This is a genomic window from Paenarthrobacter sp. FR1 (genome assembly GCF_051106045.1).
GTDB lineage: Bacteria > Actinomycetota > Actinomycetes > Actinomycetales > Micrococcaceae > Arthrobacter > Arthrobacter nitroguajacolicus_A.
In genome coordinates, this window is the sequence record NZ_JBPFSF010000009.1 from 99,126 (window position 1) to 123,496 (window position 24,371).

Below are 24,371 nucleotides of genomic sequence, written 5' to 3' on the forward strand. Positions count from 1 at the left end.
CACCCCTCTGCCTAAGTGTGGGCGCGGTTCCGTTCCAACTCCTGGCGCGGTCGCAGGCCGCTTCGCGAATCAGGGCTTCGCGAATCAGCACTTCCCGACTCCGATGCTTCCACCGGCACCGATGTAGCCAGGGCCGCCTTGGTCCTCGCGCGCGGTGAAGTCGCCGAGCGTGCATGTCCCGGCAGGGGTGGGGCTGTGGATCGGTAGCTGTGGCCTGTGGGTGTGGTGATTTCGAGGGTGTGGGTGCCCGGTGTGTCTGCTGGGATGGTTTTGCTTCTCCAGCCGGGGGTTTCTTTGGTGTGGTTGCAGGCTTCGCAGAGCCCGGCGCCGTTGCTCAGGGTGGTGGCCCCGCCTGCGTGCCAGGGGTTGATGTGGTCGATGTGGCGGATGGGCGCGTCGCAGTAGGGGGTGCGGCAGGTGTCGTCCCGGGTTTCGATGAAGCGCCGCAGCCGTGGCGGGAAGAACCTGGCCTTCGAATCCGTGGTCAGGAGTTCACCGGTGGCGGGGGCGGTGTAGAGCCGCCGGACCCAGACGGCGAAGTCACTGTCCTGCATGAGACCTGCCATCCCACCGGCCTGATCCGGCTCGGGTGGTTCCTGCCCTGCGCCGACGAGTGTTCTGGCCCATTCCGAGGGGACGATCCCGTACCCCTGGAGCCGGGCGGGCTCGGAATCGCCTTGGAACAGGGCCCGGTCGGTCATAACCAGTTGAAGCTCAACGCCGCTGATCCCGCCACTCTTACCGGTGATCCGTTCAACGAGGGTGTCGGCCATGACCTGGCCCCGGGACCGCGAATCACCACCAGCCCGCGAACCACCACCAGACCTCGAATCACCACCGGTCCGGGCAATATCAGCGGCCCGGGTCAGGGCGGCGTAGGCTGCCACTCCCTGGGCGGCGGGGAGCAACGCGGTCAGGTAGGTCATGGTGTCCGGGGCCGGGCGCAGGCTCACGGCCCGCTCGGTCGCGGCGTGGGCGGCGCGCTGGGCCACCGAGCGCGGATCCCGCCGATACGCCGCAGCCTTCGCCGCGGCGATGATCGCCCTGTCGCCCTTGCCCTCAAACGTCCCGGTATCGGCGGCGAGTTCCTCATCCACCGCGGACCGGTCCTCGACGGACAAACAGGCCGTTTCTTTCACCAGCAGGGTGGCCCGCCACTCGTTGAGCTGGCCTGATTCCAGGGCCGCCATGGTGCGGGGCATCTCCGACACCAACGCCTTCGCCAACCCCAACAGCCGGGAACCCTTGTTCGGGGACTCCCGCCGCGCCAACGCCAGCTGCGCACCCACCCCCTGACCCCGCTCGGCCGCCGGGACACCGGTGGCTTCTTGCTCCCCGCGCCGGGCAAGGTCAAAAGCCACCGCAGCCCGGGCCTGCAACCCAGTGATGGCAGACTTCAAATCCTCCAACCCCCGGACCTGATCAACCAACTCACCACTGCCCACACCCAGACGAACGGAGCGCAGGAGAGTGATGAGATCAGACACCCGCGGCGGCGAAGCACTGGACCAACAACCCGCAACATGAGCAAGCGCCGCGCCCGTTGCGTCTGCGCCCGCTTGCCCGTCCCGAATCAGCTCCATGCCCCAACTCTTCCAGCCAGCACGAAACACCATCAGACCCCAACCGCCCTATGTGGACAACCTGCCCCAATGAGCCTGTGAGGCCGCCAGCCCCTACAGCTTCAGCTTCATGCCCTCATGGCTCGCCACGAACCCCAGCCGCGCATAAAAACGGTGCGCCGCAACGCGGGATTTGTCGGTGGTCAGCTGGACCAAGGAGCAGCCGCGTTCCCGAGCCTGCTCAATAGCCCACTCGATCATCAGCGCACCAACACCCTGCCCACGCAGAACCCCGGACACCCGAACGGCCTCGATCTGCGCCCGCCAGGACCCCCTGCGGGACAAGCCCGGTAGGTAGCTGAGCTGGAAGGTTGCCACCACATCGCCGTCGAGTTCGCCCACCACCAGAAGGTGCGCCGGGTCGCCGTCGATCGCGTCAAAGGCGTGCTCGTACGGCGCCAGGTCGTCGGCACTTTCGCGGGTGGCACCGAGCTGATCGTCCGCGAGTAACGCGAGGATCCGCGGCAGGTCGTCCTTGCGGGCACGCCGCAGGGTGAAGGTACCGGAGTCGACGGCGGCAGTCAGCAAAGCGGGCGCGGAGGCGGAGTCAGCGGTCACCACCCCAGCTTGCCATTTCTTTCGGAACTCAGTGTTGCTAAGTACCGGTACTTAGTTCTACTATGTAGTGGTAGCTAGTAATACCGAGTAGTGAAGGAGGTGTCCGATGGGCAAGCAAATGACGGAGATGCTCAAAGGCACATTGGAGGGCATTGTTCTGGCCCTCCTGACCGGAAAGGCGGCGTACGGATACGAGATCACCACGCTGCTCCGCGCACAGGGCTTTACCGAGATCGCTGAGGGCACCGTGTACGCACTGCTGGTCAGGATCGAACAAAAGGGGCTGGTGGACGTGGAGAAGCGCCCGTCCGAAAAGGGCCCGCCCCGCAAGGTGTACACGCTCAACGCCCAGGGCAAAACCGAACTGGACGAATTTTGGAACACATGGAGCTTCTTGTCTGAACGGCTTGAACAGCTCCGCAAGGAAGGAAAATAACATGGCGGCAAAATGGATCGAGCTGGTCACCGGATCGCTTGAGCAGAAGAAGCAGTACAAGCAAGCCAAAGCACGGTTGGACGCCCTGCCCGAGCCGTACCTCACTGTGGCCACGGCCTTCAACCGGTACTTGATGTACTACGGCGGCGTCACCGAGGGCGACACCATGGTCCAGATGTTCACGGATCTGGCGGACCTCTGGGAGCGCGCCGCCATCGACGGTACGCCGGTGAGCGAGCTTGTAGGCGACGACCCCATCGAATTCGCAGAGAGCTTCGCACAGGCCTACGGCGGGAAACGCTGGATCGACAAGGAACGCGAGCGCCTGGAAAAGGCCATCAACAAGGCAAAGGAGGCGGAATCATGACCGCAACAGCAATTCGGGTCCAGGGCATCGAGAAGTCGTTTAAGGATCTCCATGTTCTCCGCGGGGTGGATTTTGAGGTAGCGACGGGCAGCATCTTCGCCCTTCTGGGCTCCAACGGCGCGGGCAAGACCACCATGGTGAAGATCCTGTCCACGCTGCTCAAGGCGGATGGTGGGCAAGCCGCCGTCGAGGGTTTTGATGTCGCAGCGGAATCGCTCCAGGTGAGGCAGTCCATCAGCCTCACCGGACAGTTCGCCGCGGTGGACGAGGTCCTCTCCGGCAAGGAAAACCTGGTGTTGGTGGCGAAACTGCGGCACTTGAAGAATCCGGGCCAGATCGCGGATGAGTTGCTGGCACAGTTCAGCCTGACGGAGGCAGGATCCCGCAAGGTGGCGACGTACTCCGGCGGCATGCGTCGCCGCTTGGACATCGCCATGAGCCTGATCGGCAACCCCAAAGTGATCTTCCTGGATGAGCCCACCACCGGCCTGGACCCGGAGGCCCGCCTGGAGGTGTGGCAGATCGTCAAGAAGCTCGCCAACCAAGGGACCACGGTCCTGCTCACTACCCAGTACCTCGACGAAGCCGAGCAACTGGCAGACAGAATCGCCATTCTTCACGAGGGGCGAATCATTGCGAACGGCACCCTCGCGGAGCTCAAGCAACTGCTTCCGCCAGCCAAGGTCGAATACGTCGAAAAGCAGCCGAGCCTGGAGGACATCTTCCTGGCCCTGGTTGGCACGGGCAACAACGAGTCAGTTAAGGACAGGTCATGAGCACCCATTTCTTCGCAGACACCTCTGTTCTGCTGGGCCGTTCCATGCGGCACATCTTCCGCAGCGTGGACACCATCATCACCACGGCGATCACGCCGATTGCCCTGATGCTGCTGTTCGTCTACGTGTTCGGCGGCGCTATCAGGACCGACACCGAGAACTACGTCAACTACCTGCTCCCGGGCATCATGCTGATCGCGATTGCGTCCGGCATCGCGTATACGGCAGTCCGCTTGTTCACCGATATGCAAAGCGGTATCTTCGAGCGGTTCCAGTCCATGCCGATCGCGCGTTCCTCGGTCCTGTGGGCACACGTCCTGACGTCGTTGGTGGCCAACGGACTCTCGCTGGTGATCATTGTGGGAGTTGCGCTACTCATGGGATTCCGCACCTCGGCCAGCGTGCTGGATTGGCTCTCCGTTGCAGGAATCCTGGCGCTGTTCACCCTGGCCCTGACGTGGATCGCCATCATCGCGGGCCTCTCCGCGAAGTCCGTGGACGGCGCCGGCGGGTTCTCCTACCCGCTGATCTTCCTGCCGTTCATCAGCTCGGCATTCGTCCCGACGGAGACTATGCCCGGCCCCGTCAGGTGGTTCGCCGAGAACCAGCCGGTGACGTCCATCGTGAACACCATCCAGGATCTGTTCGCCCAGCGTCCGGTTGGTGGTGACATCTGGGTAGCCCTGGCGTGGTGCTTGGGGATCCTCGTCATCTCCTACGCCTTCGCCACCGCCGCGTACAAGCGTCAGATCGCCTAGCACAAACCAGCCCGAAACACAGGCCGAAGCTCCCCCGGAACCGGGCGGAGCTTTCGCCCTGCAGACCGATTCGCCATTGGTCAGACATTAGCTATAGCTTTATCGAACAGATTTGTAACGGCCGTCACTATTGTGTCGGTTCTTCCGAAGGGTTCTTGAACTAATGTCCGACCAGACAACACAGGGGCAGCTCCGCGCCTCCAGCAGGGACAGCGAGCCCCACCTGTCACGCTCGCTCAGCAACCGCCACATCCAACTCCTGGCCATCGGCGGTGCCATCGGAACGGGCCTCTTCATGGGTTCCGGCAAGACCATCTCGGTTGCCGGCCCCTCCGTGATCTTCGTGTACATGATCATCGGCTTCATGCTCTTCTTCGTGATGCGGGCCATGGGCCAGCTCCTGCTCTCCAACCTGAACTACAAGTCCTTCAGCGACTTCGCGGGAGACCTCTTGGGCCCGTGGGCCGGCTTCTTCACCGGTTGGACTTACTGGTTCTGCTGGGTGGTTACCGGCGTTGCGGACGTCATCGCCATCGCGGGCTACGCCAACGAACTCTGGCCGGGAATCCAACTATGGATCCCGGGCCTGGCCACCATCATCATCCTGCTGCTCCTGAACCTCCCCACCGTCAAGGCGTTCGGCGAAACCGAGTTCTGGTTTGCGCTGATCAAGATCATCGCAATCGTGGCGCTGATCGTGGTGGGCCTGGTGATGATCTTCACCGGCTTCCAGTCCAACGCGGGCACCGCCAGCTTCACCAACCTCTGGAACCACGGCGGCTTCTTCCCCAAGGAATTCATGGGCTTCGTGGCCGGCTTCCAGATCGCCGTGTTCGCGTTCGTGGGCATTGAACTCGTGGGTACCGCGGCTGCAGAAACCAAGAACCCGGAGCACAACCTGCCCCGCGCCATCAACGCCATTCCCCTGCGCGTCATGCTCTTCTACGTAGGCGCCCTCATCATCCTCATGTCGGTCACCCCGTGGACCGAGTTCAAGGCAGGCCAGAGCCCATTCATCGCCATGTTCTCGCTGGCCGGTCTTGGCATGGCAGCGACTGTGGTGAACCTGGTAGTCCTCACATCGGCAATGTCGTCAGCCAACTCGGGCATCTACTCGACGTCCCGCATGGTGTACGGCCTGGCCAACGACGGCGACGCACCCAAGCTCTTCGGCCGGCTCTCCAGCCGCAAAGTACCCCAAAACGCACTGTTCCTCTCCTGCGTCCTGTTGCTGGCCGGCGTCGCGCTTCTTTACGCGGGCAAGGACGTTGGCGTGGCGTTCGACATGGTGACCACCGTGTCCGCAGTGTGCTTCATGTTCGTCTGGTCCATCATCCTGGCCAGCTACCTCGTGTACCGGAAGCGCCGCCCTGAGCTGCACGCGGCCTCGCCGTTCAAGATGCCCGGCGGTATCCCGATGGTCTGGGTAGTGTTCGCGTTCTTCGCGTTCCTGGTCTGGGCACTGACCACGCAGCCGGACACGCTGACCGCCCTGCTGGTGACCCCAATCTGGTTCGCGATTCTCGGCGTCGCCTATGCAGTAGTCCGCAAGACGCCGCTCCACCAGGCCCGCGTGGCCGAATGGAAGGCCATGTCAGAGGCCGAAACCGCGGCAGCGCGCTAACGGTCCAATAACGCGCTGACTCTCCAACCAACAGAGCCCGACGTCGGCACCCACCGTGGGTGCCGACGTCGGGCTCTGTTGTCTGCTGGTGAGCGAGCGTCAGGCGAAGTAGACGCCTATGCGGTTCCCATCGATTTCCTCGATGCGGATGTCGATGTCGTAGACGTCGTGCAGCATGCCGGCGCGCATGATGTCCGTGGGTGCGCCTTGGTGGATGAGCCGGCCGTCCTTCATGGCCAGAATGGTATCCGAGTAGCAGGATGCGAAGTTGATGTCGTGGACCACCAGGACGATGGTCTTCCCGAGCTCGTCCGCCAAGCGCCGCAGCAGCCGCATCATCTCCACGGAGTGCTTCATGTCCAGGTTGTTCAGTGGCTCGTCCAGCAGCAGGTATTCGGTGTCCTGCGCCAGCACCATCGCGATGTAGGCGCGCTGCCGCTGCCCACCGGAGAGCTCGTCCACGAACTTGTCCGCCATGGACGTGAGGTCCAGCTGTCGGATGGCTTCGTCCACGTGCTCCAGGTCCTCGACCGTCGGCCGGCCGCCGCTGTGCGGGAAGCGCCCGAAGGCCACGAGGTCGCGGACCGTGAGCCGCATGGTCAGGTGGTTTTCCTGCCGCAGGATGGCCATGGTCTTGGCCAGCTCCTTGCTGGGCGTAGCTGTTACGTCCAAGCCGGCAACGGAGACTCCCCCGGCATCCATGGGCTGGAGGCGGCTGATCAACGAGAGCAGCGTGGACTTGCCGGCGCCGTTGGGGCCGATGATGGACGTGATGCCGCCGCGGGGAATCTCGCAGCTGACGTCGTCCAGCACGGTGGTGCCGCCGTAGCGCTTGGTGACGTTCCGGACGGTAATCATGGGCGGACCCCGGTCATTTCAGTGAGCCTTTCAGCAACAGGTAAAGGAAGAGGATGCCGCCGGTGAACTCGATGATCACGCTCAAAGCAGTGGCAAAGCCGAACACGCGCTCCAACAGCAACTGGCCACCCACCAGCGCAATCGCCCCGATGAGCACAACGATCGGCACAAGCCACGCATGCCGGAATCCGCGGCAGAGCTGGTAGCCGAGGCTGACCACCAGGAGTCCGAAGAACGTCACGGGGCCCACCAGTGCCGTGGAAATCGCCACCAGCAGCGAGCACGCCAGCAGTACGCGCATCACAACGCGCTTGTGGTCCACGCCCACGTTGATGGCCACCTCGCGGCCGAGTGCCAGCACATCCAGGGTGTGCCGCATCCGCCACACGCCAACGCATACGGCAGCGACCAAAAGTGCGGAAACACCCAGGAGTCCCGGGTCCACGTTGTTGAAACTGGCGAAGAACAGGTCCTGGAGGATGATGAATTCGCTCGGCTCCATGAGCCGCTGCAGGAGCGATGACATCCCCCGGAACAGCGTCCCGAGCACGATGCCCACCAACAGCAGCAGGTGCAGCGAGCGCGTGGCCCCAGTGAACATCCACCGGTACAGGAACGCGCTGAACCCCACCATCAGCAGGATTTCCAGCCCGAACTTGAGCGTGGACGGAGCCGTGGCCAGCGTCGCAGCACCCGCCACGAAGGCCAGCGCGGTCTGCACCAGGATGTACAGCGAATCGAAGCCCATGATGGACGGCGTCAGGATACGGTTGGCCGTCACGGTCTGGAACAGCAACGTGGAGACGCCAACGGCTACGGCCACCAGGAGCATCGCGGACACCTTGATGGCCCGACGCGGCAGGATGTAGGCGATGTTGCCCTTGAGGTCGATCGTCAGGAAAACAGCAACAAGCACGACGGCGGCAACCGCCAGGATGCCGATCACCAGTCCCGGCGGGGTGCTTCGGACGGCGTCACGCCAGTACTTTGGGGCAGACCAACGTGTGCGGGAGGGAACGGACGAAACGGCAGCCGGTGCCGTGGACACAGGGGTTTCAGGCATTGCGTTTCCTCAGGAGCAGGAAGAGGAACAAGATGGCGCCCAGGACGGACATGACCATGCCGACAGGCACCTCGTAGGGGAACCGGATGGTCCGGCCGATGATGTCGCAGACCAGCACGAACGCGGCACCGAACAAAGCGGTCCAGGGTACGGCCCGGCGGAGGTTGTCACCGAACAGCAGGGACACGATATTGGGCACCACGAGTCCCAGGAACGGCACGGCACCCACAGTGGTCACAACAACGGCCGAAATCAGGGACACGATCATCAGGCCGAGCCGCATGGTGCGCGCGTAGTTGAGGCCGAGGTTGGTGGTGAAGTCCTGGCCCATGCCCGCAACGGTGAACCGGTCAGCAGCAAAGAGGCCCACCAAGACAAGGACGGCCACGATCCACAGCAGCTCGTAGCGGCCACGCAGCACGCCCGAGAAGTCACCGATCATCCAGTTGCTCAGCGTTTGGAGGAGGTCAAAGCGGTAGGCAAAGAACGTGGTGACGGCAGCAATGACGCCGCCCAGCATGATGCCCACCAGCGGGATCAGCAGCGTGTTGCGGGCCGGGAGTCGGCGGAGGATCGCCAGGAACAACGCCGTGCCGAGGATCGCGAAGACGCTGGCCACGATCATTTTGGTGAGGATCGGAGACTCTGGAGCAAGCACGGTCACCACCAGGATTCCGAGCGTCGCGGATTCCACGGTTCCCACGGTGGACGGCTCCACGAACCGGTTGCGGGCCATGAGTTGCATGATCAACCCGGCAACGGCAACGGCCATCCCGGCCAGGACCACGGCCAAGGTGCGCGGCACCCGGGAGACCCAGAAGATTTCCCAGGCCCCGGCGTCGTTCGCCAACAGAGCCGGCAGCGAGACGTCGCTGACGCCCACGAAGATACTGCCAACCGCAATCACCAGCACAACGGCAGCAGCCGCAATCAGCCTGGCGGATTCGCCAGTCCGATTGCGGCTCGCTGGTGCCGTGGGGCGCACGGCTGTAGTTGTCACAACGGAATTTCAGGTGGAGGGAAGTATCAGGCGACTGAGTCGGCCACTGCGGTGACCATGGCCTGGACGTTGTTCAAGCCGTAGCCCACGATGTACCAACCGGCGGGATCCAGGTTGACGATCTTGTTGTTCTTGGCGGCGTTGGTGGATTTCACGAGCTCGTTGTCCAGGATGGGGTTGGCCGTGGAGCCGGCGGTACCGATGGCGGTGTCGCGGTTGATGACGTAGAGGATGTCCGGGTTGGTTTCCTTGATGTATTCGAAGGAAACGGCCTCGCCGTGGGCGCCTTCGGACTTGACCGTGGCAGCCGTCGGGACGCCCAGGACGTCATGGATGATGCCGAAGCGGGAGCCGGCGCCGTAAGCGGTGACTTCGCCACCGGAGGTGAGGACGATCAAGCCCTTGCCGGCGGAAGCTGCCTTGGACTTGGTGTCGGCAACGGTCTTGTCCACCTCGGCGAGCTTGGAGGCGACTTCGTCTTCCTTCTTGAAGATCTTGCCGAGCTTCTCCGTTTGGGCCTTGAAGCTTTCCATGGGCTTGGCAGCGTCCACGGAGAGGTCGATGGTGGGAGCGATCTTGCTCAGCTCTTCGTAGGCGCCGGAGGTGCGGCCCGAGATGATGATGAGGTCCGGAGCTGCGGAGCTGACGGCTTCGAAGTCGGGTTCCTTGAGCGAGCCCACCTTGGGGTACTTGGCTTCGGAGAACTTCTTGAGCGCATCCGGGTAGCTGGCCTCGGGAACACCGGTGGGCTCGACGCCGAGCGCGTTCATGGTGTCCAGGACGCCGAGGTCGAACGTGACAACCTTGGCCGGGTTCACGGGGACGTTGGCTGTGGAGCCTTGGGCGTGCTCGATGGTGATGGTGCTGGACTCTTCCGGCTGCGACGACGCGGTGGCGCCGCCTCCGCAGGCCGTGACGGTCAGCAAGGCTGCCCCTGCAGCCAGTGCCCCAATGTAGCTCGACAGCCTCATTTTCACGCCGTTACTCCACTCACTAATAAGTCATAGATGTGTTGCCTAATTGCCTTTTGACTCTATTAGTAAGGTGAGGCTAACTTCAAAACCGAAAGGCCCTCCAGCGGGAGAAAGTGAGCGAACTCACGTGTTTTTCTCCCACTGGAGAGCCTTTGTGACAATTCGGTCCAGTGCCTAGGCTTCGGCTTTACGATCCTCTACGAGCTTCTGCAGCGCTGGGAACAGCGGGTGTGTTGGCGTCAGTTCCGTGATGCGTTCGACGGCGGAAGCCGCGTCCAGCTCGGACAGCATGTTGGCGAGCTCCACGGCTTCGTCGTCGGCACCGTCGTCGAAACGAAGGGCTGCTGACATCGCCTCAAGCAACGCCACCGGAGTGATGCCCCGCTCGGCAAGTTCAGCTGCGGGGCCAACGAAGCGCTCGTGCAGGCCAAGCTTCCGCAACGGGGCACGGCCTACACGGTTCACGGTGTCCGGCAGGTGCGGGTTTGTGAAGCGTTGCAGGATCTTCTGCACGTACGCTTCCTGCTCCGCCTCCACGAACCCGTGCTTGGCCACCAGCAGTTCCTTGGTTTCCTCCAGCACAGCCCTGACCTTTGCGGCCACGCCAGGATCGGCCATGGCGTCGGAGATCTTCTCGAGCCCCGCCGCGTACCCGAAGTACGCAGCCGATGCGTGCCCGGTGTTCACAGTGAACAGCTTGCGCTCGATGTACGGGCCCAGCTCGTCCACGAAAGTAGCTCCGGGGATGGTGGGCACATTGTCACCGAAGGGTGTGCGGTCAATGACCCACTCGTAGAAGGTTTCCACCGTGACATCCAGGCCCTGGCCCGGCGCCTGGTTGGGAACGATGCGGTCAACTGCGGTATTTGCAAAAACTGCGACGGCGTCCAGGTCGCCTGCGGAGTCGTCCCAGGCCGCCCGGATCTCCGTGTGCAGGAGATCCGTGGCATTGATGGCGTTCTCGCACGCCATCACCTGCAGGGGCGGCAACGACGGTTCCCGTGCGGCAAGACCGCGGGCGATCACCGGTGCCACGAACTTCAGGATGTGGGGCCCCACCGCGGTGGTAACCACCTCCGCCGTCGAGATTTCCTCCACGACAGCGGCTTCCTGCGTGCTCGAGTTCAGTGCGCGGAAACCTGTCACGGTCTTCACCGCAGGGTTCTCGCCCACCTCGTGGACGTCGTAGCTGGTTGCCGACGCAAGCTGGCTGATCAGCGCATCCGCGACATCCGCGAACACCACCTCATAGCCGGCTTCGTGCAGCAACAGCCCCACGAAGCCGCGCCCGATGTTGCCTGCCCCAAAATGGACTGCCTTCACTATGCGTTAACCTTTCCGAACAGCTCCAGGACTTCATCCACCGTGGTTGCTTCCTCCAACTGGGCCACCTGTGCCTTGTTGGTGAAGATCTTCGCGATGGAAGACAGGATGTGGAGGTGCTCATTGTTGATGCCGGCCACGCCCACCACGAATTTCACTTGCTTGCCGCCCCAGTCGATGCCCTCCGGGTACCGAATGATGGACACGGCCGAGTGGTTGATGTGTTCCTTGGCATCGTTGGTGCCGTGCGGGATTGCCAGGAAGCTGCCCATGTAGGTGGACACGGATTCCTCGCGCTCGTGCATGGCGTGGACGTAGCTGACATCCACGGCGCCGCGGTCCAACAGGAGTTTTCCGGCCTCGTCGATCGCGCTGTCGCGGTCGGCTGCCGTTCCATTCAGGATCACGCTTTCGCGGAGCAGGACACCCTTGCCCTCGACGGCGGCAGCCGGCTCAGCGGCATGCGCACCGTGGGCAGGAGTTGTGGCAGCGGCGGCGGGCCGGGCTTCTTCGGCGGGGGCCGCCGTCGTGCCTTCTTCACTGTTGCTTGACTTCACCAGTTCGACGATTTCGTCGTACTTGGGGCTGTTCATGAAGTTGTCCACCGAGTAGTGCACCGCACTGGACGTGCGTGGCTGTGCGCGTTCGGTCAGGTCCTCGTGGGTGACCACAACATCGTAAGTGTCGTTCAAGTTGGCGATGGCCGAGTTGGTGACCTTGACGTCCGGGAAGCCGGCGGCCTTGATCTTGTTGCGCAGCACCGAGGCACCCATGGCACTGGAGCCCATGCCGGCGTCGCAAGCGAACACGATGGTCTGGACCGGACGGGTCAGGACGGCTCCGCCCTGCGCTCCGGCGCGCTCACCGGCGCGGTCACCGGTCAGTGCCGAGGAGACGGAGCTCTTCTTGCCCTTCATGGCTTCCATCCGGGACGTTGCTGCCGAGAGGTCGTCCTCCCCCTTGTTCTTGGAAGCGCGGAGGATGACCGAAGCAATGAGGAAGGACACGGCAGTGGCCAGGATGACGGAGAGGATCACGCCGACGTAGCTGTCGCGGGCCGTCTGAGCCAGCACGGCAATGATGGAACCTGGCGCGGCCGGAGCAACCAAGCCGGAGTTGGTGATGGCGAGGGTGGCGATGCCCGTCATGCCGCCACCGATGGCGGCGAGGATCAGGATCGGCTTCATCAGGACGTAGGGGAAGTAGATCTCGTGGATGCCACCAAGGAAGTGGATGATTGCGGCACCGGGAGCCGAAGCCCTGGCAGCACCGCGGCCGAAGAACATGTAGGCCAACAGAATGCCCATACCGGGGCCGGGGTTGGCCTCGAGAAGGAACAAAATGGACTTGCCTTGTTCCAGAGACTGCTGGATGCCAAGCGGAGTCAGCACGCCGTGGTTGATGGCGTTGTTAAGGAAGAGGACCTTGGCGGGCTCAATGAAGATGCTGGTCAGCGGCAGCAGGCCATTGTTGACCAGGAATTCGACAACAGCCCCCGCGCCTTCGGTGAAGCGCTGGACAACCCAGGACAGGCCATAGAAACCACCCAGGGCCAAGGCTGCACCCCAAATTCCGGCGGAGAAGTTGTTAACCAACATCTCGAAGCCGGGGCGGATCTTGCCATCCCAGATGGCGTCGATCTTCTTCATGGTCCAGCCGCCCAGCGGGCCCATGATCATGGCGCCAATGAACATAGGAGAATCCGTGCCGGCAATGACGCCCATGGTTGCGATGGCGCCCACCACGCCGCCGCGCACGTCATAAACCATCCGTCCACCGGTGTACGCGATCAGGATCGGAAGCAGGTACGTGACCATGGGGCCAACGATGCCTCCGTTGGGATCACCATCGGCGTTTGTACCGAAGCCACCGAGGGCAGGCACGGGAATCCAGCCCTTCTCGATGAACAGGGCCGTGATGAGGCCCCAGGCGATGAAGGCGCCGATGTTGGGCATGATCATGCCGGACAGGAATGTTCCGAACTTTTGAACACCAACGCGCGCGCTGGTGCGGGGCTTCGCAACGGTCTCTGTTGCCATGTGAATTCCTAACGTGTGTCCCGCGGCGGCGCGGGGTCAGTCGATATAGATCGAGAGAGAACAGCCTTAGGAGCTGCTGGAAATGCGGTGAAGCCATTCAAGGAAGAGCTTCAGTTCAGAGCTGGACAGTTGGTCCGAATGCGAGGCCTGCAGTGCCGCATTCAGGGCGATTGCCGCAACAACTACTGACGACTTACCGGAGTCGTCCGCTGCAGCGCCACGGGCGGTTTCCGTGGAGACGGCAAAAATCATGGAATCCCGGGTCATCGTTGAGAGCTCGAGGTTCCGTTCTTCCACCGGTTCAGCGATCAACATGAGCGTGACACCCACGTTGGCAGCCAGGATGCTGCGTGCCGCTTCGCGGGGCGGCACGTTGATCTGACCGGAGATAGCGGCCTTGTTCAGCATCTCTTCCAAAAGCGCTTCAGCATCGGCCACGATTGCTGGGCGGCTTTCCGGCCTGATGTTGCCGAACATCACCAGATACAGATGGGGTTGGGTCAGCCCGAACTGGACGTGGTTGTCCCACATCCGCCGGACGTCTTCCAAGGGCTCCCCGGACGGCGCAAAATCGCGCTCCCCTGCCACATACTCTTCAAAGCCGGCAGATACGACGGCATCGAACAGTCCTTCTTTGTCACCAAAGTGGTGGTAGAGCGTGGGCGCCGTGACCCCGGCAAGCTTGGTGATCTGGCGCGTAGAGACCGCTGACCCCTCCGAATTCGCCAGCAACTCGGCAGCTGCGCGAAGCAACCGAATTTTGGGCGGAAGCTGGTCATCGAAACTCATAACCGCTACCCTAGCACCTATAGCGTTGCTATATGAAGTGGCTCACAACAGAATTTTGTAGGCTATTTTTCGAGGCTCCCGGTGCCGTCGCCGGCGGGTCTGAACCAACAAGCAGGAACAGAGGATTCAGTGCAGAATTTCCAAGGAGTAGGGGTAAGCCCTGGCCGCATCATTGGTTCCGTCCGCCAAATGCCCAAGCCGGTGAGCGAACCGCCGTCGGGTGAGCGGTTGGCCGAGGGAATCAGTCCGGAAGACGCCGTCGTCGGCTTGAAAGCCGCCGCTCAGTCCGTCCACGACGAACTCAAGGGCCGCGCGGATACCGCCTCCGGTGACGGCAAAGCCGTCCTCGAGGCAACTGCGCTCATGGCCAAGGACACCATGCTCCTGAAGTCGGCGGCCAAGCTCATCAACGCCGGCTCGTCGGCAGAGCGTGCCATCTGGGAAGCGGGAGCCTCCGTCTCCGAAATGCTGCACAATCTGGGTGGCTACATGGCCGAGCGCGCCACCGATGTGCTGGACGTGCGCGCCCGCATCGTTGCCGAACTCCGCGGCGTCCCCGCACCGGGCATCCCCTCCTCCGACACGCCCTTCATCCTGGTGGCCGAGGACCTTGCCCCGGCTGACACTGCAACACTGAATCCCGCTGTAGTGCTTGCCCTGGTGACTTCCGGCGGCGGTCCTCAGTCGCACACCGCGATCATCGCGCGTTCACTCGGCCTGCCCGCTGTTGTCGCCGCACATGGCGTGGATGACATTGCCGATGGAACCGAAGTGTACGTCGACGGCGCGGCCGGTTTCGTGGCCGTTTCGCCCTCCGAAGAGCACCGCGCTTCTGCCACAGCGTGGGCTGAAACCTCTGCGACGCTCGCCGAATTCGACGGAAACGGCACGACGGCGGACGGCCACCTGGTCCCGCTCCTCGCCAATGTGGGCGGAGCCAAGGATGCCGTGGCAGCAGCGGGCCTCGGCGCCCAGGGCGTGGGCCTGTTCCGCACCGAGTTCTGCTTCCTCGAGCGTGACACCGAGCCCTCCGTTGATGAGCAGGCCGCAGCCTACAAGGCCGTGTTCGACGCGTTCCCGGGCAAGAAGGTTGTCCTCCGTACCCTGGATGCCGGTGCCGACAAGCCCCTCCCCTTCCTCACGGACGCCACCGAGCCCAACCCCGCCCTGGGTGTTCGCGGTTACCGCACCGACTTCACCACTCCCGGCGTCCTGGAGCGCCAGCTTGAGGCCATCGCCCGGGCAGCGTCCGAGTCCGAGGCCGACGTGTGGGTCATGGCACCCATGATCTCCACGGCCGCTGAAGCCGGACGCTTTGCCTCATTGTGCGCCGCTGCCGGGATCCAGACACCTGGCGTGATGGTGGAAGTCCCCTCTGCCGCCTTGACTGCTGCCACCGTGCTGCGGGAAGTCGGGTTCGCCTCGCTCGGCACCAACGACCTCACCCAGTACGCCATGGCCGCCGACCGCCAACTCGGCCCCCTCGCCGAGCTCAACACGCCGTGGCAGCCCGCCGTCCTTCGACTGGTGCAGCTCACCGTGGAAGGCTCGGCCATGGAGGGCAACAACAAGCCCGTGGGCGTCTGTGGCGAGGCGGCCGCTGACCCGGCCCTCGCCGTCGTCCTTACCGGGCTGGGTGTCACCACACTGTCCATGACCGCGCGCTCGTTGGCCGCCGTCGGGACCGTCCTGAAGACCGTCACGTTGGAGCAGGCCCAGGAACTTGCCCGGCTGGCTTTGTCCGCACCCAGTGCCACCGAAGCCCGCGATTGGGTCCGCGCCAAGCTCCCCGTGCTCGAAGAGCTCGGCCTCTAGCTTCTTAACCGCTACACCTTTAGGAGAAACCCATGCCCGAACGCACAGCCACCATCGCCAGCCGCTCCGGACTGCACGCCCGCCCCGCCGCCCTGTTCGCCGAAGCGGCGGGCGAGCAGCCAGTGGAAGTCACCATCGCCATGCAGGGCGACCCTGCCGATGACGCCCTCGACGCCGCCAGCATCCTCTCGCTCATGACCCTCGGCGCGGCGAAGGGCGACGTCGTTGTGCTGCGGGCCGAGGGCGACGGCGCCGATGCTGCGCTGGACGCACTGGTGAAGCTGCTGGAGACGGACCTCGACGCGGAATAGCGTTCGTGCACCATTTCGATGCCTTGCTGCCGGCAATGCCGTGCGCGCGGCAGGATCCGCAGCGAAGCATCGAATCGGGTGACTCCCCGCGTCTTCGGGCCCCGGGCGGGAACTGGCTGCGAATCAGTGCGGTGGGCGAGACGGAGGAGGACGGCTCGGACTCAGGGGGTCGCCTTGACCGCGTGCTCCTCAACGCCGCCCGCCAAGGCGATGCCCGCGGGATGACACCCGGGGAGCGCGGGCACCTGGCCGCAGACTTAGCCAACGCCGCAGAACTCCGGGCTTCTCTGTAACCACACCCCTGCCAGCAGCACTTCGCAGGCTAGGCTTCTGCCATGGCATTGATAGCTCCCCGCGTCACGGCAGGCCTTCCCGCCGACGACGCCCGGAATCTGGCGCATTCCCTGCAGGACAGCAACGACATCACCGTGTTCGTGGACGGCACCGTCCACCGCCTGCCCGATCAGGCGAGGGACGCCGTCGTCGACCTCCTTGCGAGACTGGGCCGTGGCGAAACGGTGACGGTGAGCAGCGTGGAGGAAATGCTCACGACGTCGCAGGCCGCGGAACTCGCGGGCATCTCGCATACGTACCTTCGGAACATGACCGACCGCGGCGAAATCCCCGTGGAATACGGGGGAACACATCGCCGCATCCGGCAGGCCGCCATCATGGCTTGGCTGGAAAAGCAGAAGCGCCAGCAAGCTGCTGAAGCGGCGGCGGGAGAATAGCCCCATGGGTTCACCTTCACCTTCCATCGTGTGGCCGCTGGTGCACGCAGAGCGTCGGGCCCTGATCCAGGACTTGGAGCAGCTGCCGCCGGCTCAATGGCAGACGGCGTCGCTGTGTGCCGGCTGGGATGTCCACGATGTCCTGGCGCATGTGATCGACACCGCGAAGACCACGCGCCTGGGTTTCATTCGCCGCCTGGTTGCCGCCCGAATGGACTTCGACCGCGACAACGCCATGGGAGTGGAGCGCGAGAAGGCCGGGAACCCGCAGCAGACACTGGCGAGGCTGCGTGCCGTGCTCTCCAGAACTTCCGGACCGCCGGCAGGGCTTGCCACCCGGCTGGTTGAGGCGTTCGTGCACGGGGAGGATATCCGGCGCCCCCTCGGGATCAGCCGCACCTACCCTCCGGCGCATGTTGCCACCGCGCTCGGCTACCAGGTCAGGACCACCGCAGCCATGGGTGGCGGCAAGGAGATCGCACAAGGCTGGCGCTTGGTAGCCACCGACACCGCTTTTGAACACGGCGACGGCCCCGCTGTGGAAGGACCAGCCATCGCGCTGCTGCTGGCGGTATCCGGCCGGCCGGTAGCAGACCATGAACTGAGTGGCCCCGGCGCCTCCGTCTTTCTGCAGCAGAGGCAGGCATGACAACCTTGCTCTCCACCGACGTCGAAGTTTTGGGCCTCACCGGCCGGATCTTCTGGACGGATGGAACCCCTGCACCTGGAACCCCGGCACCTGGAACAGCTGCGCTGTTCCAAGGCACAGAGCCCGCCAGCCAGCCGGCGTACATCCTCATCCACGGCATCGGTGTTTCCCACCGGTATTTGGCCCGGCTGCATGCGAAATTGTCGGCGAGCGCACCGACGTATTCCTTGGACCTTCCGGGTTTCGGCGGGACTCCCAAGCCGAGCCGGCGACTCCAGGTGGAAGACTACGGCGCGTTCATCGCCGAGGCCCTCAAGAGCCGTGGCATCGAGTCGTATGTTCTGGTGGGGCATTCCATGGGCGTGCAGTTCGCGATCGAAGCAGCTTTGCATGGGCCGGACCGGGTCCGGCACTTGGTGCTGATGGGACCCGTTGTTGATTCCCGGCATAAGAATGTGTGGCGACAATCGCTGGCCCTCACCCTTGACGGGCTGCTGCGGGAGAGTCCGTCGTCCAACCTGATAGTGACCACGGACTACCTTCGGTGCGGACCGCGCTGGTACCTTGCCGAGCTGCCCGTGATGATGAAGTACCCCACGGAGAAGCGGCTGGCGGGCATTGAAGTACCGGTACTGATCCTGCGTGGCAGCCGTGACCAAGTGGCGGGTCCCGAGTGGTCGCTCAAGCTTTCGAGGGCGGTGTCGCGGGGTCGTTTGGTGGAGGTCCCGGGCGTCGGCCACGTGGTCCAGCACATGCGGCCGCAGGCGGTGGCTGATGCCATCCGCAGTTTTGTCGCCGCGACAGCGCAGCAGCGCTAAGCAAAGAAGCACGACGCCGGTTGGGTGGCGTGGGTGCCCTTGTTGCGTCAGCGCGTCGCGGCTAGGCTGGCGGAGCAGACGCATTAGTAAGTTTGCTTACGAAAGGGCTGAAACATGACCGGTAAAGACCCGAACGAAACAGAGCAAGGATTCGGTGCGACAGGCGCCACGGGGCCGTATGGCGCCGCGACGGGCCCCGCAGCCGACAACGGCGATGTGAACGCCGATCCGGAACTGCGCCAGGACGAGGACCAGGATCCCGCAGCCTCGGCCAACCCCGACCCCCTCGACGGAAACGTCACAGGACTGGAGCCCGGAGGCGGAGTTCCTCCGGGAGAAACCCCGCCGGCCGAAGGCAGCATGAGCAGCGACCAAGGACATGAAGAGTAGTTACGGCAACCTGAGGATCTCGCCGAGGTCATACTCGGCAGGCTCCTCCAACTGCGAGTAGGTGCAACTCCCGGGAGTCCGGTCCGGCCGCCACCGACGGAACTGCGTGGTGTGCCGGAACCGATCGCCCTCCATATAGTCGTAGGCCACCTCGATTACCAGCTCGGGGCGGAGAGGCACGAACGAAAAATCCTTGCCACCGCTCCACCGACTCTGGGCGCCGGGCATCCTGGAACCCCCGGCAGCCTCGTCCTGGTTGGCCCACTCGCCCCAGGGGTGGTCACTGAGCTCCACCTGGTATGGCTCCAGCTCGGCCACCAGGCTTTCCCTCCGCGCCATGGGGAACGATGCCACCACACCTACGTGATGAAGCCGGCCCGTCTCGTCATGGAGCCCAAGCAGCATGGACCCCACAACCTTCGCCGTCTTGTGCCAGCGGAATCCTGCCACCACGCAGTCGGCGGTCCGCTCGTGCTTGGTCTTGAACATCACCCTCTTGTTGGGTTGGTACAACCCGTCCAATGGCTTGGACAGCACCCCATCCAGGCCGGCGCCCTCGAGCTGGACAAACCATTCCTGCGCCCGCTCAAGGTCCGTCACAGCGGGAGTCACGTAGACAGGAGGTTCTGCCTTGGCGAGAGCTTTCTCCAGAAGAGCGCGCCGCTCTGAAAACGGCTTATCCATGAGGTTCTCGTCGCCCAATGCAAGGAGGTCGAAGGCGATCATGGACGCAGGGGTCTTCTCGGCAAGCATCCTGACCCGGCTGTCGGCGGGATGGATCCGCTGCTGCAGCACCTCGAACTCCAACCTGTTGCCCTGAATCAGGACAATTTCGCCATCGATCACACACTTGTCCGGGAGGTTCTCCCGCAGGGCATCCACCACTTCCGGGAAATACCGGGTCATCGGCTTTTCGTTGCGGCTGCCCAGGACAATCTCGTCGCCGTCCTTGAAGACGATGGTCCGGAAGCCGTCCCACTTGGGCTCGTAGTGCCCAACATCGGGGATGGCCGGAACGGACTTGGCGAGCATGGGCGAGACGGGCGGCATCACAGGCAGGTCCATAGACAATGTCTACCTGCCGGTGCACGCCGAAGCTAGTCTTAGGCCATGGATATCTTGGCCGTGTTGGCCGCAGTACTTGGTGCGCCGGCTCTTCTCGCCGGCCTCTGGTACTGGATCACGCGGCAGAACGGCCGTGGGGTTCGACGCACCGCAGCGGGTGGGATGCTCGGAATTGCCGACGAGATTTTCCGGCCGGAAACCCACCATGCGCATCAGATCCTGAAGATCCAGTACGAGCTCCCGGCTCCCGCACCGGCCCCGAAGCCTAAGCGCTAGAAGCCTCTCGTTTGGGAAGAACTACCGCCCGTTACATTAATGTGACTTTACTTTCCGGCTCATGTACCGTCGTAGGGCGACCCGAATATCCGCTGGGCCGCTTCCGGATTGACGCCGAGCTCTGCCGCAATCCGGGATCCGCCAGACCCGCGGCAGAGACGGGGGACCCAGAGTTCCCGGGCTTGTTTTCAAGCCCTCGGGGTGAAGCCGCCCAGGCGGCCGGACGGCCTCGTCCGAACCCGACAGCTAACCTCGAAGGCGTTGAGAGGCAACCACCATGTCCCCAACCATGGATCAGCCGCGCCGCGACCAAACCGAACGCGAGCGCCCCAAACCAACCGGACGCCGTCGGGCCCAACCCAGCGGATCCCTGACCAGCGGATCCCTGACCAGCGCGCCTGCTGAAGGCTCCGTGACGACTCCGGACCCTTCAAGCACGACGCCGGAACCCGCCACGTCGGCCATCCCCACCATCGCGGCACCCACCACCCGCGCGGCCGCGCGTGCGGCGGAGCGAGAGCGGGCAGCCCGAGCCGTGATCGAGCCCACCGAGCCCGCAACTGCTGCGATTCCGGCCGTGGAGGCCGCGCTGGCTGCAGCCCCGGCATCGACGACCCCCGGACCTCCCACCGCGGCCATCCCGATCGTTCAGCCGGCAAGCGCCGAACCTGGCGCCGCGCACTCGGGTACAGCCGCGCACTCGGGCACAACGGAACCCGCCACCGCAGCCATTCCCGTAGTGGCCGGCCTCGAGGACACCGCAACCCCGGGCGCCGCATCGGCCGCGTCTCCGGCACGCGCCAAATCCCCGGCCCAGGTTGCCGCAGCCGCCACGGCCTCAGCGTCCCTGGCCAGCCGCAAGGACGGTCGGACCCCGGCCGCCTCGCCGACAAGCTCCAAATCCGGCTTTGGCGGGTCATCGTTCGGCCGCGAGCCCCACACGGTTCTGCGCAAAGCCGCGTCAGTCAAGCAGATGAGCCAACGCATGGCCGTGGTTGCGGGCGCCCTGGGCCTTGTCCTGACGGCCGGAGGTCTTGGACAAGCCCTTGAGCTTCCGTTCTTTGGCCAGGAGACCCCCACCCAGGAAGCCAGCGGAAGCGGCGAAGATCGCCAGTCCGCCTCAGCGGCGCCTGCGCCCAAGGCTTCCTACGCCACGGCGTCCGCCTCCACGGGCTCTGCGACGTCGCCCTCGGCAACGGGTTCGTCGTCATCCGAAGCCGGCCAGCCAGCGACCGTTCCTGGGGCACCTGGCGCAGTGTCGCCGTCGTCGGTTCCGACGCCCGTTGTATCGCTCGCCGACCCAGTGTGGGTACCGTCAGCGGCGCCGGCAGTGAACCCCGCTCCCGGCGTGACCACCCCGGTCCCAACCCAACCGGCTCCGGCACCCAGCGAGGCGCCGTCGGACACCATCACGACGCCGCCGGCGCCCACGCCAACAACAACGCCCACAGTCACGCCAACGCCGACACCCACCCCAACACCGACGGAGACCCAGACCTCCAAGCCGCGGCCAACTGGCAACCCCAATGCCAGCACCACGCCGCAGCCCTCGGAGAGCTCGCTGGAAGCCCTCCTTGATGCTGCCAAGAAGGCCCTGAAGTGAGCACGCGGCTCCCCCGCACCACCACCCACATCGGGTGGCACGGCCGCTACTGCAGCAGCAGCCGAACGGCTATGTTCCGGCGCAGGCCAGGCCGTTGGAGCTGCCAGCGGCTGAGGCGCTCCTAGCCGAGCAACCAGGCCACCACCAGCAGGGCTCCAACACACAGCACTGTGGTGCAGAGAATGACATCCCTTGCCATGGTCATCCCACGCCCATAGGGAGAAGCGAACAGGAAGACGTTCTGCGCCGTGGGGAGTGCGGCCATAATGACGCTGGCCAAGAGGTGCTGGCCCTCCAGCCCGAAGACAAATCGTCCCAGTAGCCACACAACCACCGGCATGCCTGCCAACTTCAACAAGGTTGCCACCACTGCCTCCACGCGCCCATCACCCTTTTGCAGCGGGGCTTTGCCTGCGAGGGACATGCCAAAGGCCAGCAGGACCATGGGCACGGCGGCTCCAGCCAACATGTCAACGGGTTTCTGGACAAGATCCGGAACTGCCCACCCGGTCATCGCCACGAGCAGCCCCAGCCCCGACGCGATGATCATGGGGTTGGAGAACGGCTGCAACAGTATTCGCTTCCAGGAGACCTTGGCGCCGCCGGCCACACCCAGGACACTGAGGTAGAAGGGCGCCATCACAAGGAGTTGAACCAGAAGGACCGGAGCCACGTGCTGGGCAGTGCCCACCGCATACAGCGAAACAGGTATGCCGATGTTGTTGGCGTTGGCATAGCTGCTGGCCATCGCACCGACTGCCGTTTCCGCGACAGGTCGCCGGAAGAACAGGAAACTCAGCAAGCAATACAGAAGGCCAATTGCCGCTGCCGACAGAAGAGCCAGAGGGGCATCGACTCCCAGGGCAGCACCGATGTCACTGCCCGCCACCACAGTGAAGAGCAGGGCCGGATTGGTGATGTAGAAGGCCGTGCGGGTGAGGGCGCCTTGGACATCCGGCGTCAGAACCTTGAAGCGCGCAGCTGAATACCCGACCGCGATGACCACGGCAACAATGAGTATGCCGGAGACAACGCCGCCCATGGTGCTCCTTCCGGGATTGTCGAGAAACCGTTTTCTCAGCGTATGCCGCGCACCCCGGAGTGTCCATTTGAGAACCCGCAGTCAGATTCGGGGACGACCTGCCCAGCGCCGGGCCTTCAGGGCCGCATGCAGCTCGAGGCGGATGGCGCCACTCAACGGATCAGCACCGATGAGTTGACGGATCCGGCCAAGCCGGTTGTAGATGCTGCTCCGGTGGAGGTGGAGTTTGGCGGCGACGTCCTGCACGGAACCGTCATTGTCGTACAGCAACTCCAGGACGGGCAGGAGCTCGCCATTCTTGTCCTGGTCCTCCAAGGTCCGGAAATGCACAGAGCCTGTGTCGTCCCAGCCGCCGGGCGCCAGCAGGCGATCAAAGAGCTGGTAGACCCCTACCGCGCGGGTGTCCACAAGTTCGCCGAGCGGCTGGTCCACGGCGGCCGCTTGAGCAGCGACCCTCGATTGGCGGTAAGCGCCGGACAATTGCCGGATGACGTGAAATGGTTCGCTGATGCCCAGGATCACCCTGTCCACCTTGCGACCCGCGCGTTTGGCAAGTTCCAGTTGATAGTGCACCAGCACTTGGGCATGGTCCGCCCGGCCGCCCGACTCGCGGAACAGGACCACCGAATGCGTCTCCGTCCCCGCACTGAATAATGCAGCATTGACCCCGATGGTGGACTGCAGCGCTGCTGACCGGTGGGTCAGTGTTGCGGCGATGGGATCGACGTCGGACCTGGCGCCTTCCGGATCCAGGATGGTGACCAATTGCCACGGACCACGCCCTTGGATTTCCTTCCACCCCGCCACAGCCGCCACGGCGTTCGATTCGCCGCCGCAGGCCGACAGGAACTCCTGCTCGCGGCGCCTCCTGAACTCCGATTCCGCGGTATTTGAATCCAGCAACAAGCCTGCCAACAGGTCCAGCTCGTCACGCACGCCGGGCAACTCGGCGAGGATCGCCGTCGCACTTTGCTCTTCAAGGTCCAGCTGCACCCACAAGTAGCCCACCCGGAAACCCCGCACCAGGAGCGGCACGCAGACTCGGCCCAACATGCCGAGTTCATCGTTGGCGGGAACGACGACGGGACGCACCGCGGTGGCGATTCCGTGGGAGAGCTGCCACGCACTGACATCGGTAGGGACGCGCTTGCTGAGGAGGAAGTTCACCCGGACGCGGTCGGCGTGGGACTGGTTGGAGCTGTAGGCAAGGAGGACTCCGTCCAGGTCTTCAAGGGACAGGCCGCGGCCAAGCTTCAATGCAACGCGTTCAACGATCTGTTCCACGTCCTGCTGCATCCAGAAAGCGTACCAACAGCAGGCGACACCTGACGCTCCATCGGTCGACAAATGTCGAGCCGTAGCAGTGAAGTCCCTTGATTTTCCGGGGTTCCGACCGATGGGAGATTCGAAATCCCATGTCGCCTGCCTCACAGTCGGATTTATTCTGGAATCACAGCCCGCAGCAAATATTCGGCCGAACAGGC

General features: G+C 64.0%; 26 protein-coding genes and 1 riboswitch. Of the genes, 14 read left to right on the plus strand and 12 right to left on the minus strand.

The genetic code is table 11. The features are described from left to right. Window positions 1-11 precede the first annotated feature (11 nt). Together ACR30Z_RS16985 and ACR30Z_RS16990 are read right to left on the minus strand one after the other, a co-directional pair. Window positions 12-1,616, minus strand: a complete 1,605-nt coding sequence (locus tag ACR30Z_RS16985) for an HNH endonuclease (protein ID WP_434373736.1) — start codon at window positions 1,614-1,616, stop codon at window positions 12-14. Window positions 1,617-1,676: 60 nt separating this feature from the next. Next, window positions 1,677-2,183 carry a GNAT family N-acetyltransferase gene (locus ACR30Z_RS16990; protein ID WP_434373737.1) on the minus strand — a complete coding sequence of 169 codons (507 nt, stop codon included), beginning with the start codon at window positions 2,181-2,183 and terminating at the stop codon, window positions 1,677-1,679. 103 nt (window positions 2,184-2,286) lie between these two features. On the opposite strand from ACR30Z_RS16990, the gene ACR30Z_RS16995 reads away from it, so the two are divergent. The 5 genes from ACR30Z_RS16995 (at window position 2,287) to cycA (ending at window position 6,141) form a co-directional block, all read left to right on the plus strand. Further along, window positions 2,287-2,616, plus strand: coding sequence for a PadR family transcriptional regulator (locus ACR30Z_RS16995; protein ID WP_144652256.1), 330 nt, complete (start codon window positions 2,287-2,289; stop codon window positions 2,614-2,616). 1 nt (window position 2,617) lies between these two features. Further along, on the plus strand, window positions 2,618-2,983 hold the full coding sequence (locus tag ACR30Z_RS17000; RefSeq protein ID WP_144652257.1) for a DUF1048 domain-containing protein: 366 nt from the start codon (window positions 2,618-2,620) through the stop codon (window positions 2,981-2,983). After that, window positions 2,980-3,759, plus strand: a complete 780-nt coding sequence (locus ACR30Z_RS17005) for an ABC transporter ATP-binding protein (protein WP_434373739.1) — start codon at window positions 2,980-2,982, stop codon at window positions 3,757-3,759. The genes ACR30Z_RS17000 and ACR30Z_RS17005 overlap by 4 nt, the downstream gene beginning before the upstream one ends. Further along, window positions 3,756-4,517, plus strand: a complete 762-nt coding sequence (locus ACR30Z_RS17010; protein WP_144652259.1) for an ABC transporter permease — start codon at window positions 3,756-3,758, stop codon at window positions 4,515-4,517. The genes ACR30Z_RS17005 and ACR30Z_RS17010 overlap by 4 nt, the downstream gene beginning before the upstream one ends. A gap of 163 nt (window positions 4,518-4,680) precedes the next feature. Next, window positions 4,681-6,141 (plus strand): D-serine/D-alanine/glycine transporter, encoded by a 1,461-nt coding sequence (gene cycA / locus ACR30Z_RS17015; RefSeq protein ID WP_208760033.1) that lies wholly within the window; start codon window positions 4,681-4,683, stop codon window positions 6,139-6,141. A 99-nt stretch (window positions 6,142-6,240) separates the two neighbouring features. Here cycA and ACR30Z_RS17020 read toward each other — a convergent pair whose 3' ends face one another. The 7 genes from ACR30Z_RS17020 to ACR30Z_RS17050 form a co-directional block, all read right to left on the minus strand. Then, on the minus strand, window positions 6,241-6,999 hold the full coding sequence (locus ACR30Z_RS17020; protein WP_144652261.1) for an iron ABC transporter ATP-binding protein: 759 nt from the start codon (window positions 6,997-6,999) through the stop codon (window positions 6,241-6,243). 13 nt (window positions 7,000-7,012) lie between these two features. Beyond that, window positions 7,013-8,062 (minus strand): iron chelate uptake ABC transporter family permease subunit, encoded by a 1,050-nt coding sequence (locus tag ACR30Z_RS17025; RefSeq protein WP_434373742.1) that lies wholly within the window; start codon window positions 8,060-8,062, stop codon window positions 7,013-7,015. Then, window positions 8,055-9,062, minus strand: coding sequence for an ABC transporter permease (locus ACR30Z_RS17030; protein ID WP_144652262.1), 1,008 nt, complete (start codon window positions 9,060-9,062; stop codon window positions 8,055-8,057). Before ACR30Z_RS17030 ends, ACR30Z_RS17025 begins: the two co-directional genes overlap by 8 nt. Before the next feature lie 26 nt (window positions 9,063-9,088). Further along, window positions 9,089-10,039 (minus strand): siderophore ABC transporter substrate-binding protein, encoded by a 951-nt coding sequence (locus tag ACR30Z_RS17035; RefSeq protein WP_434373744.1) that lies wholly within the window; start codon window positions 10,037-10,039, stop codon window positions 9,089-9,091. 171 nt (window positions 10,040-10,210) lie between these two features. Next, window positions 10,211-11,359: a mannitol-1-phosphate 5-dehydrogenase gene (locus ACR30Z_RS17040; RefSeq protein ID WP_434373746.1), complete on the minus strand. Its 1,149-nt coding sequence runs from the start codon at window positions 11,357-11,359 to the stop codon at window positions 10,211-10,213. Beyond that, window positions 11,359-13,398: a PTS mannitol transporter subunit IICBA gene (locus ACR30Z_RS17045; protein ID WP_434373747.1), complete on the minus strand. Its 2,040-nt coding sequence runs from the start codon at window positions 13,396-13,398 to the stop codon at window positions 11,359-11,361. Before ACR30Z_RS17045 ends, ACR30Z_RS17040 begins: the two co-directional genes overlap by 1 nt. A 66-nt stretch (window positions 13,399-13,464) precedes the next feature. Then, the gene (locus ACR30Z_RS17050; RefSeq protein ID WP_144652266.1) at window positions 13,465-14,187 is read right to left on the minus strand and encodes a TetR/AcrR family transcriptional regulator; all 723 of its coding nucleotides are present in this window, start codon (window positions 14,185-14,187) and stop codon (window positions 13,465-13,467) included. Window positions 14,188-14,316: 129 nt separating this feature from the next. On the opposite strand from ACR30Z_RS17050, the gene ptsP reads away from it, so the two are divergent. From ptsP to ACR30Z_RS17085, 7 genes are all read left to right on the plus strand, one after another. Continuing rightward, window positions 14,317-16,002, plus strand: coding sequence for a phosphoenolpyruvate--protein phosphotransferase (gene ptsP, locus ACR30Z_RS17055; protein WP_434373749.1), 1,686 nt, complete (start codon window positions 14,317-14,319; stop codon window positions 16,000-16,002). A 32-nt stretch (window positions 16,003-16,034) separates the two neighbouring features. Beyond that, on the plus strand, window positions 16,035-16,313 hold the full coding sequence (locus ACR30Z_RS17060; RefSeq protein ID WP_011776464.1) for an HPr family phosphocarrier protein: 279 nt from the start codon (window positions 16,035-16,037) through the stop codon (window positions 16,311-16,313). A gap of 5 nt (window positions 16,314-16,318) precedes the next feature. After that, window positions 16,319-16,606 carry a hypothetical protein gene (locus tag ACR30Z_RS17065; RefSeq protein WP_434373751.1) on the plus strand — a complete coding sequence of 96 codons (288 nt, stop codon included), beginning with the start codon at window positions 16,319-16,321 and terminating at the stop codon, window positions 16,604-16,606. 42 nt (window positions 16,607-16,648) lie between these two features. Beyond that, window positions 16,649-17,044 carry a helix-turn-helix domain-containing protein gene (locus ACR30Z_RS17070; protein WP_434373753.1) on the plus strand — a complete coding sequence of 132 codons (396 nt, stop codon included), beginning with the start codon at window positions 16,649-16,651 and terminating at the stop codon, window positions 17,042-17,044. Window positions 17,045-17,048: 4 nt separating this feature from the next. Then, entirely contained in the window at window positions 17,049-17,693 is a 645-nt protein-coding gene (locus ACR30Z_RS17075) for a maleylpyruvate isomerase family mycothiol-dependent enzyme (protein ID WP_144652270.1), read from the plus strand. Continuing rightward, on the plus strand, window positions 17,690-18,511 hold the full coding sequence (locus ACR30Z_RS17080; protein WP_144652271.1) for an alpha/beta fold hydrolase: 822 nt from the start codon (window positions 17,690-17,692) through the stop codon (window positions 18,509-18,511). The genes ACR30Z_RS17075 and ACR30Z_RS17080 overlap by 4 nt, the downstream gene beginning before the upstream one ends. A 114-nt stretch (window positions 18,512-18,625) precedes the next feature. Continuing rightward, complete coding sequence (locus ACR30Z_RS17085) at window positions 18,626-18,901, plus strand: DUF6480 family protein (RefSeq protein ID WP_434373755.1); 276 nt, start codon at window positions 18,626-18,628, stop codon at window positions 18,899-18,901. Here ACR30Z_RS17085 and ACR30Z_RS17090 read toward each other — a convergent pair whose 3' ends face one another. Then, complete coding sequence (locus tag ACR30Z_RS17090; RefSeq protein WP_144652273.1) at window positions 18,902-19,966, minus strand: ATP-dependent DNA ligase; 1,065 nt, start codon at window positions 19,964-19,966, stop codon at window positions 18,902-18,904. It abuts the gene before it with no gap. Between the two features lie 45 nt (window positions 19,967-20,011). Between ACR30Z_RS17090 and ACR30Z_RS17095 the strand changes: the two genes are divergently transcribed. Both ACR30Z_RS17095 and ACR30Z_RS17100 read left to right on the plus strand, forming a co-directional pair. Beyond that, entirely contained in the window at window positions 20,012-20,242 is a 231-nt protein-coding gene (locus ACR30Z_RS17095; protein WP_434373757.1) for a hypothetical protein, read from the plus strand. Between the two features lie 129 nt (window positions 20,243-20,371). Continuing rightward, window positions 20,372-20,517: riboswitch (cyclic di-AMP (ydaO/yuaA leader) on the plus strand. Between the two features lie 2 nt (window positions 20,518-20,519). After that, window positions 20,520-21,845 carry a hypothetical protein gene (locus ACR30Z_RS17100; protein ID WP_434373759.1) on the plus strand — a complete coding sequence of 442 codons (1,326 nt, stop codon included), beginning with the start codon at window positions 20,520-20,522 and terminating at the stop codon, window positions 21,843-21,845. Window positions 21,846-21,966: 121 nt separating this feature from the next. On the opposite strand, the gene ACR30Z_RS17105 is transcribed toward ACR30Z_RS17100, so the two are convergent. Both ACR30Z_RS17105 and ACR30Z_RS17110 read right to left on the minus strand, forming a co-directional pair. Then, on the minus strand, window positions 21,967-22,887 hold the full coding sequence (locus tag ACR30Z_RS17105; protein ID WP_434373760.1) for an AEC family transporter: 921 nt from the start codon (window positions 22,885-22,887) through the stop codon (window positions 21,967-21,969). Between the two features lie 81 nt (window positions 22,888-22,968). Further along, window positions 22,969-24,183: a PucR family transcriptional regulator gene (locus ACR30Z_RS17110; protein ID WP_434373762.1), complete on the minus strand. Its 1,215-nt coding sequence runs from the start codon at window positions 24,181-24,183 to the stop codon at window positions 22,969-22,971. Window positions 24,184-24,371 lie beyond the last annotated feature (188 nt).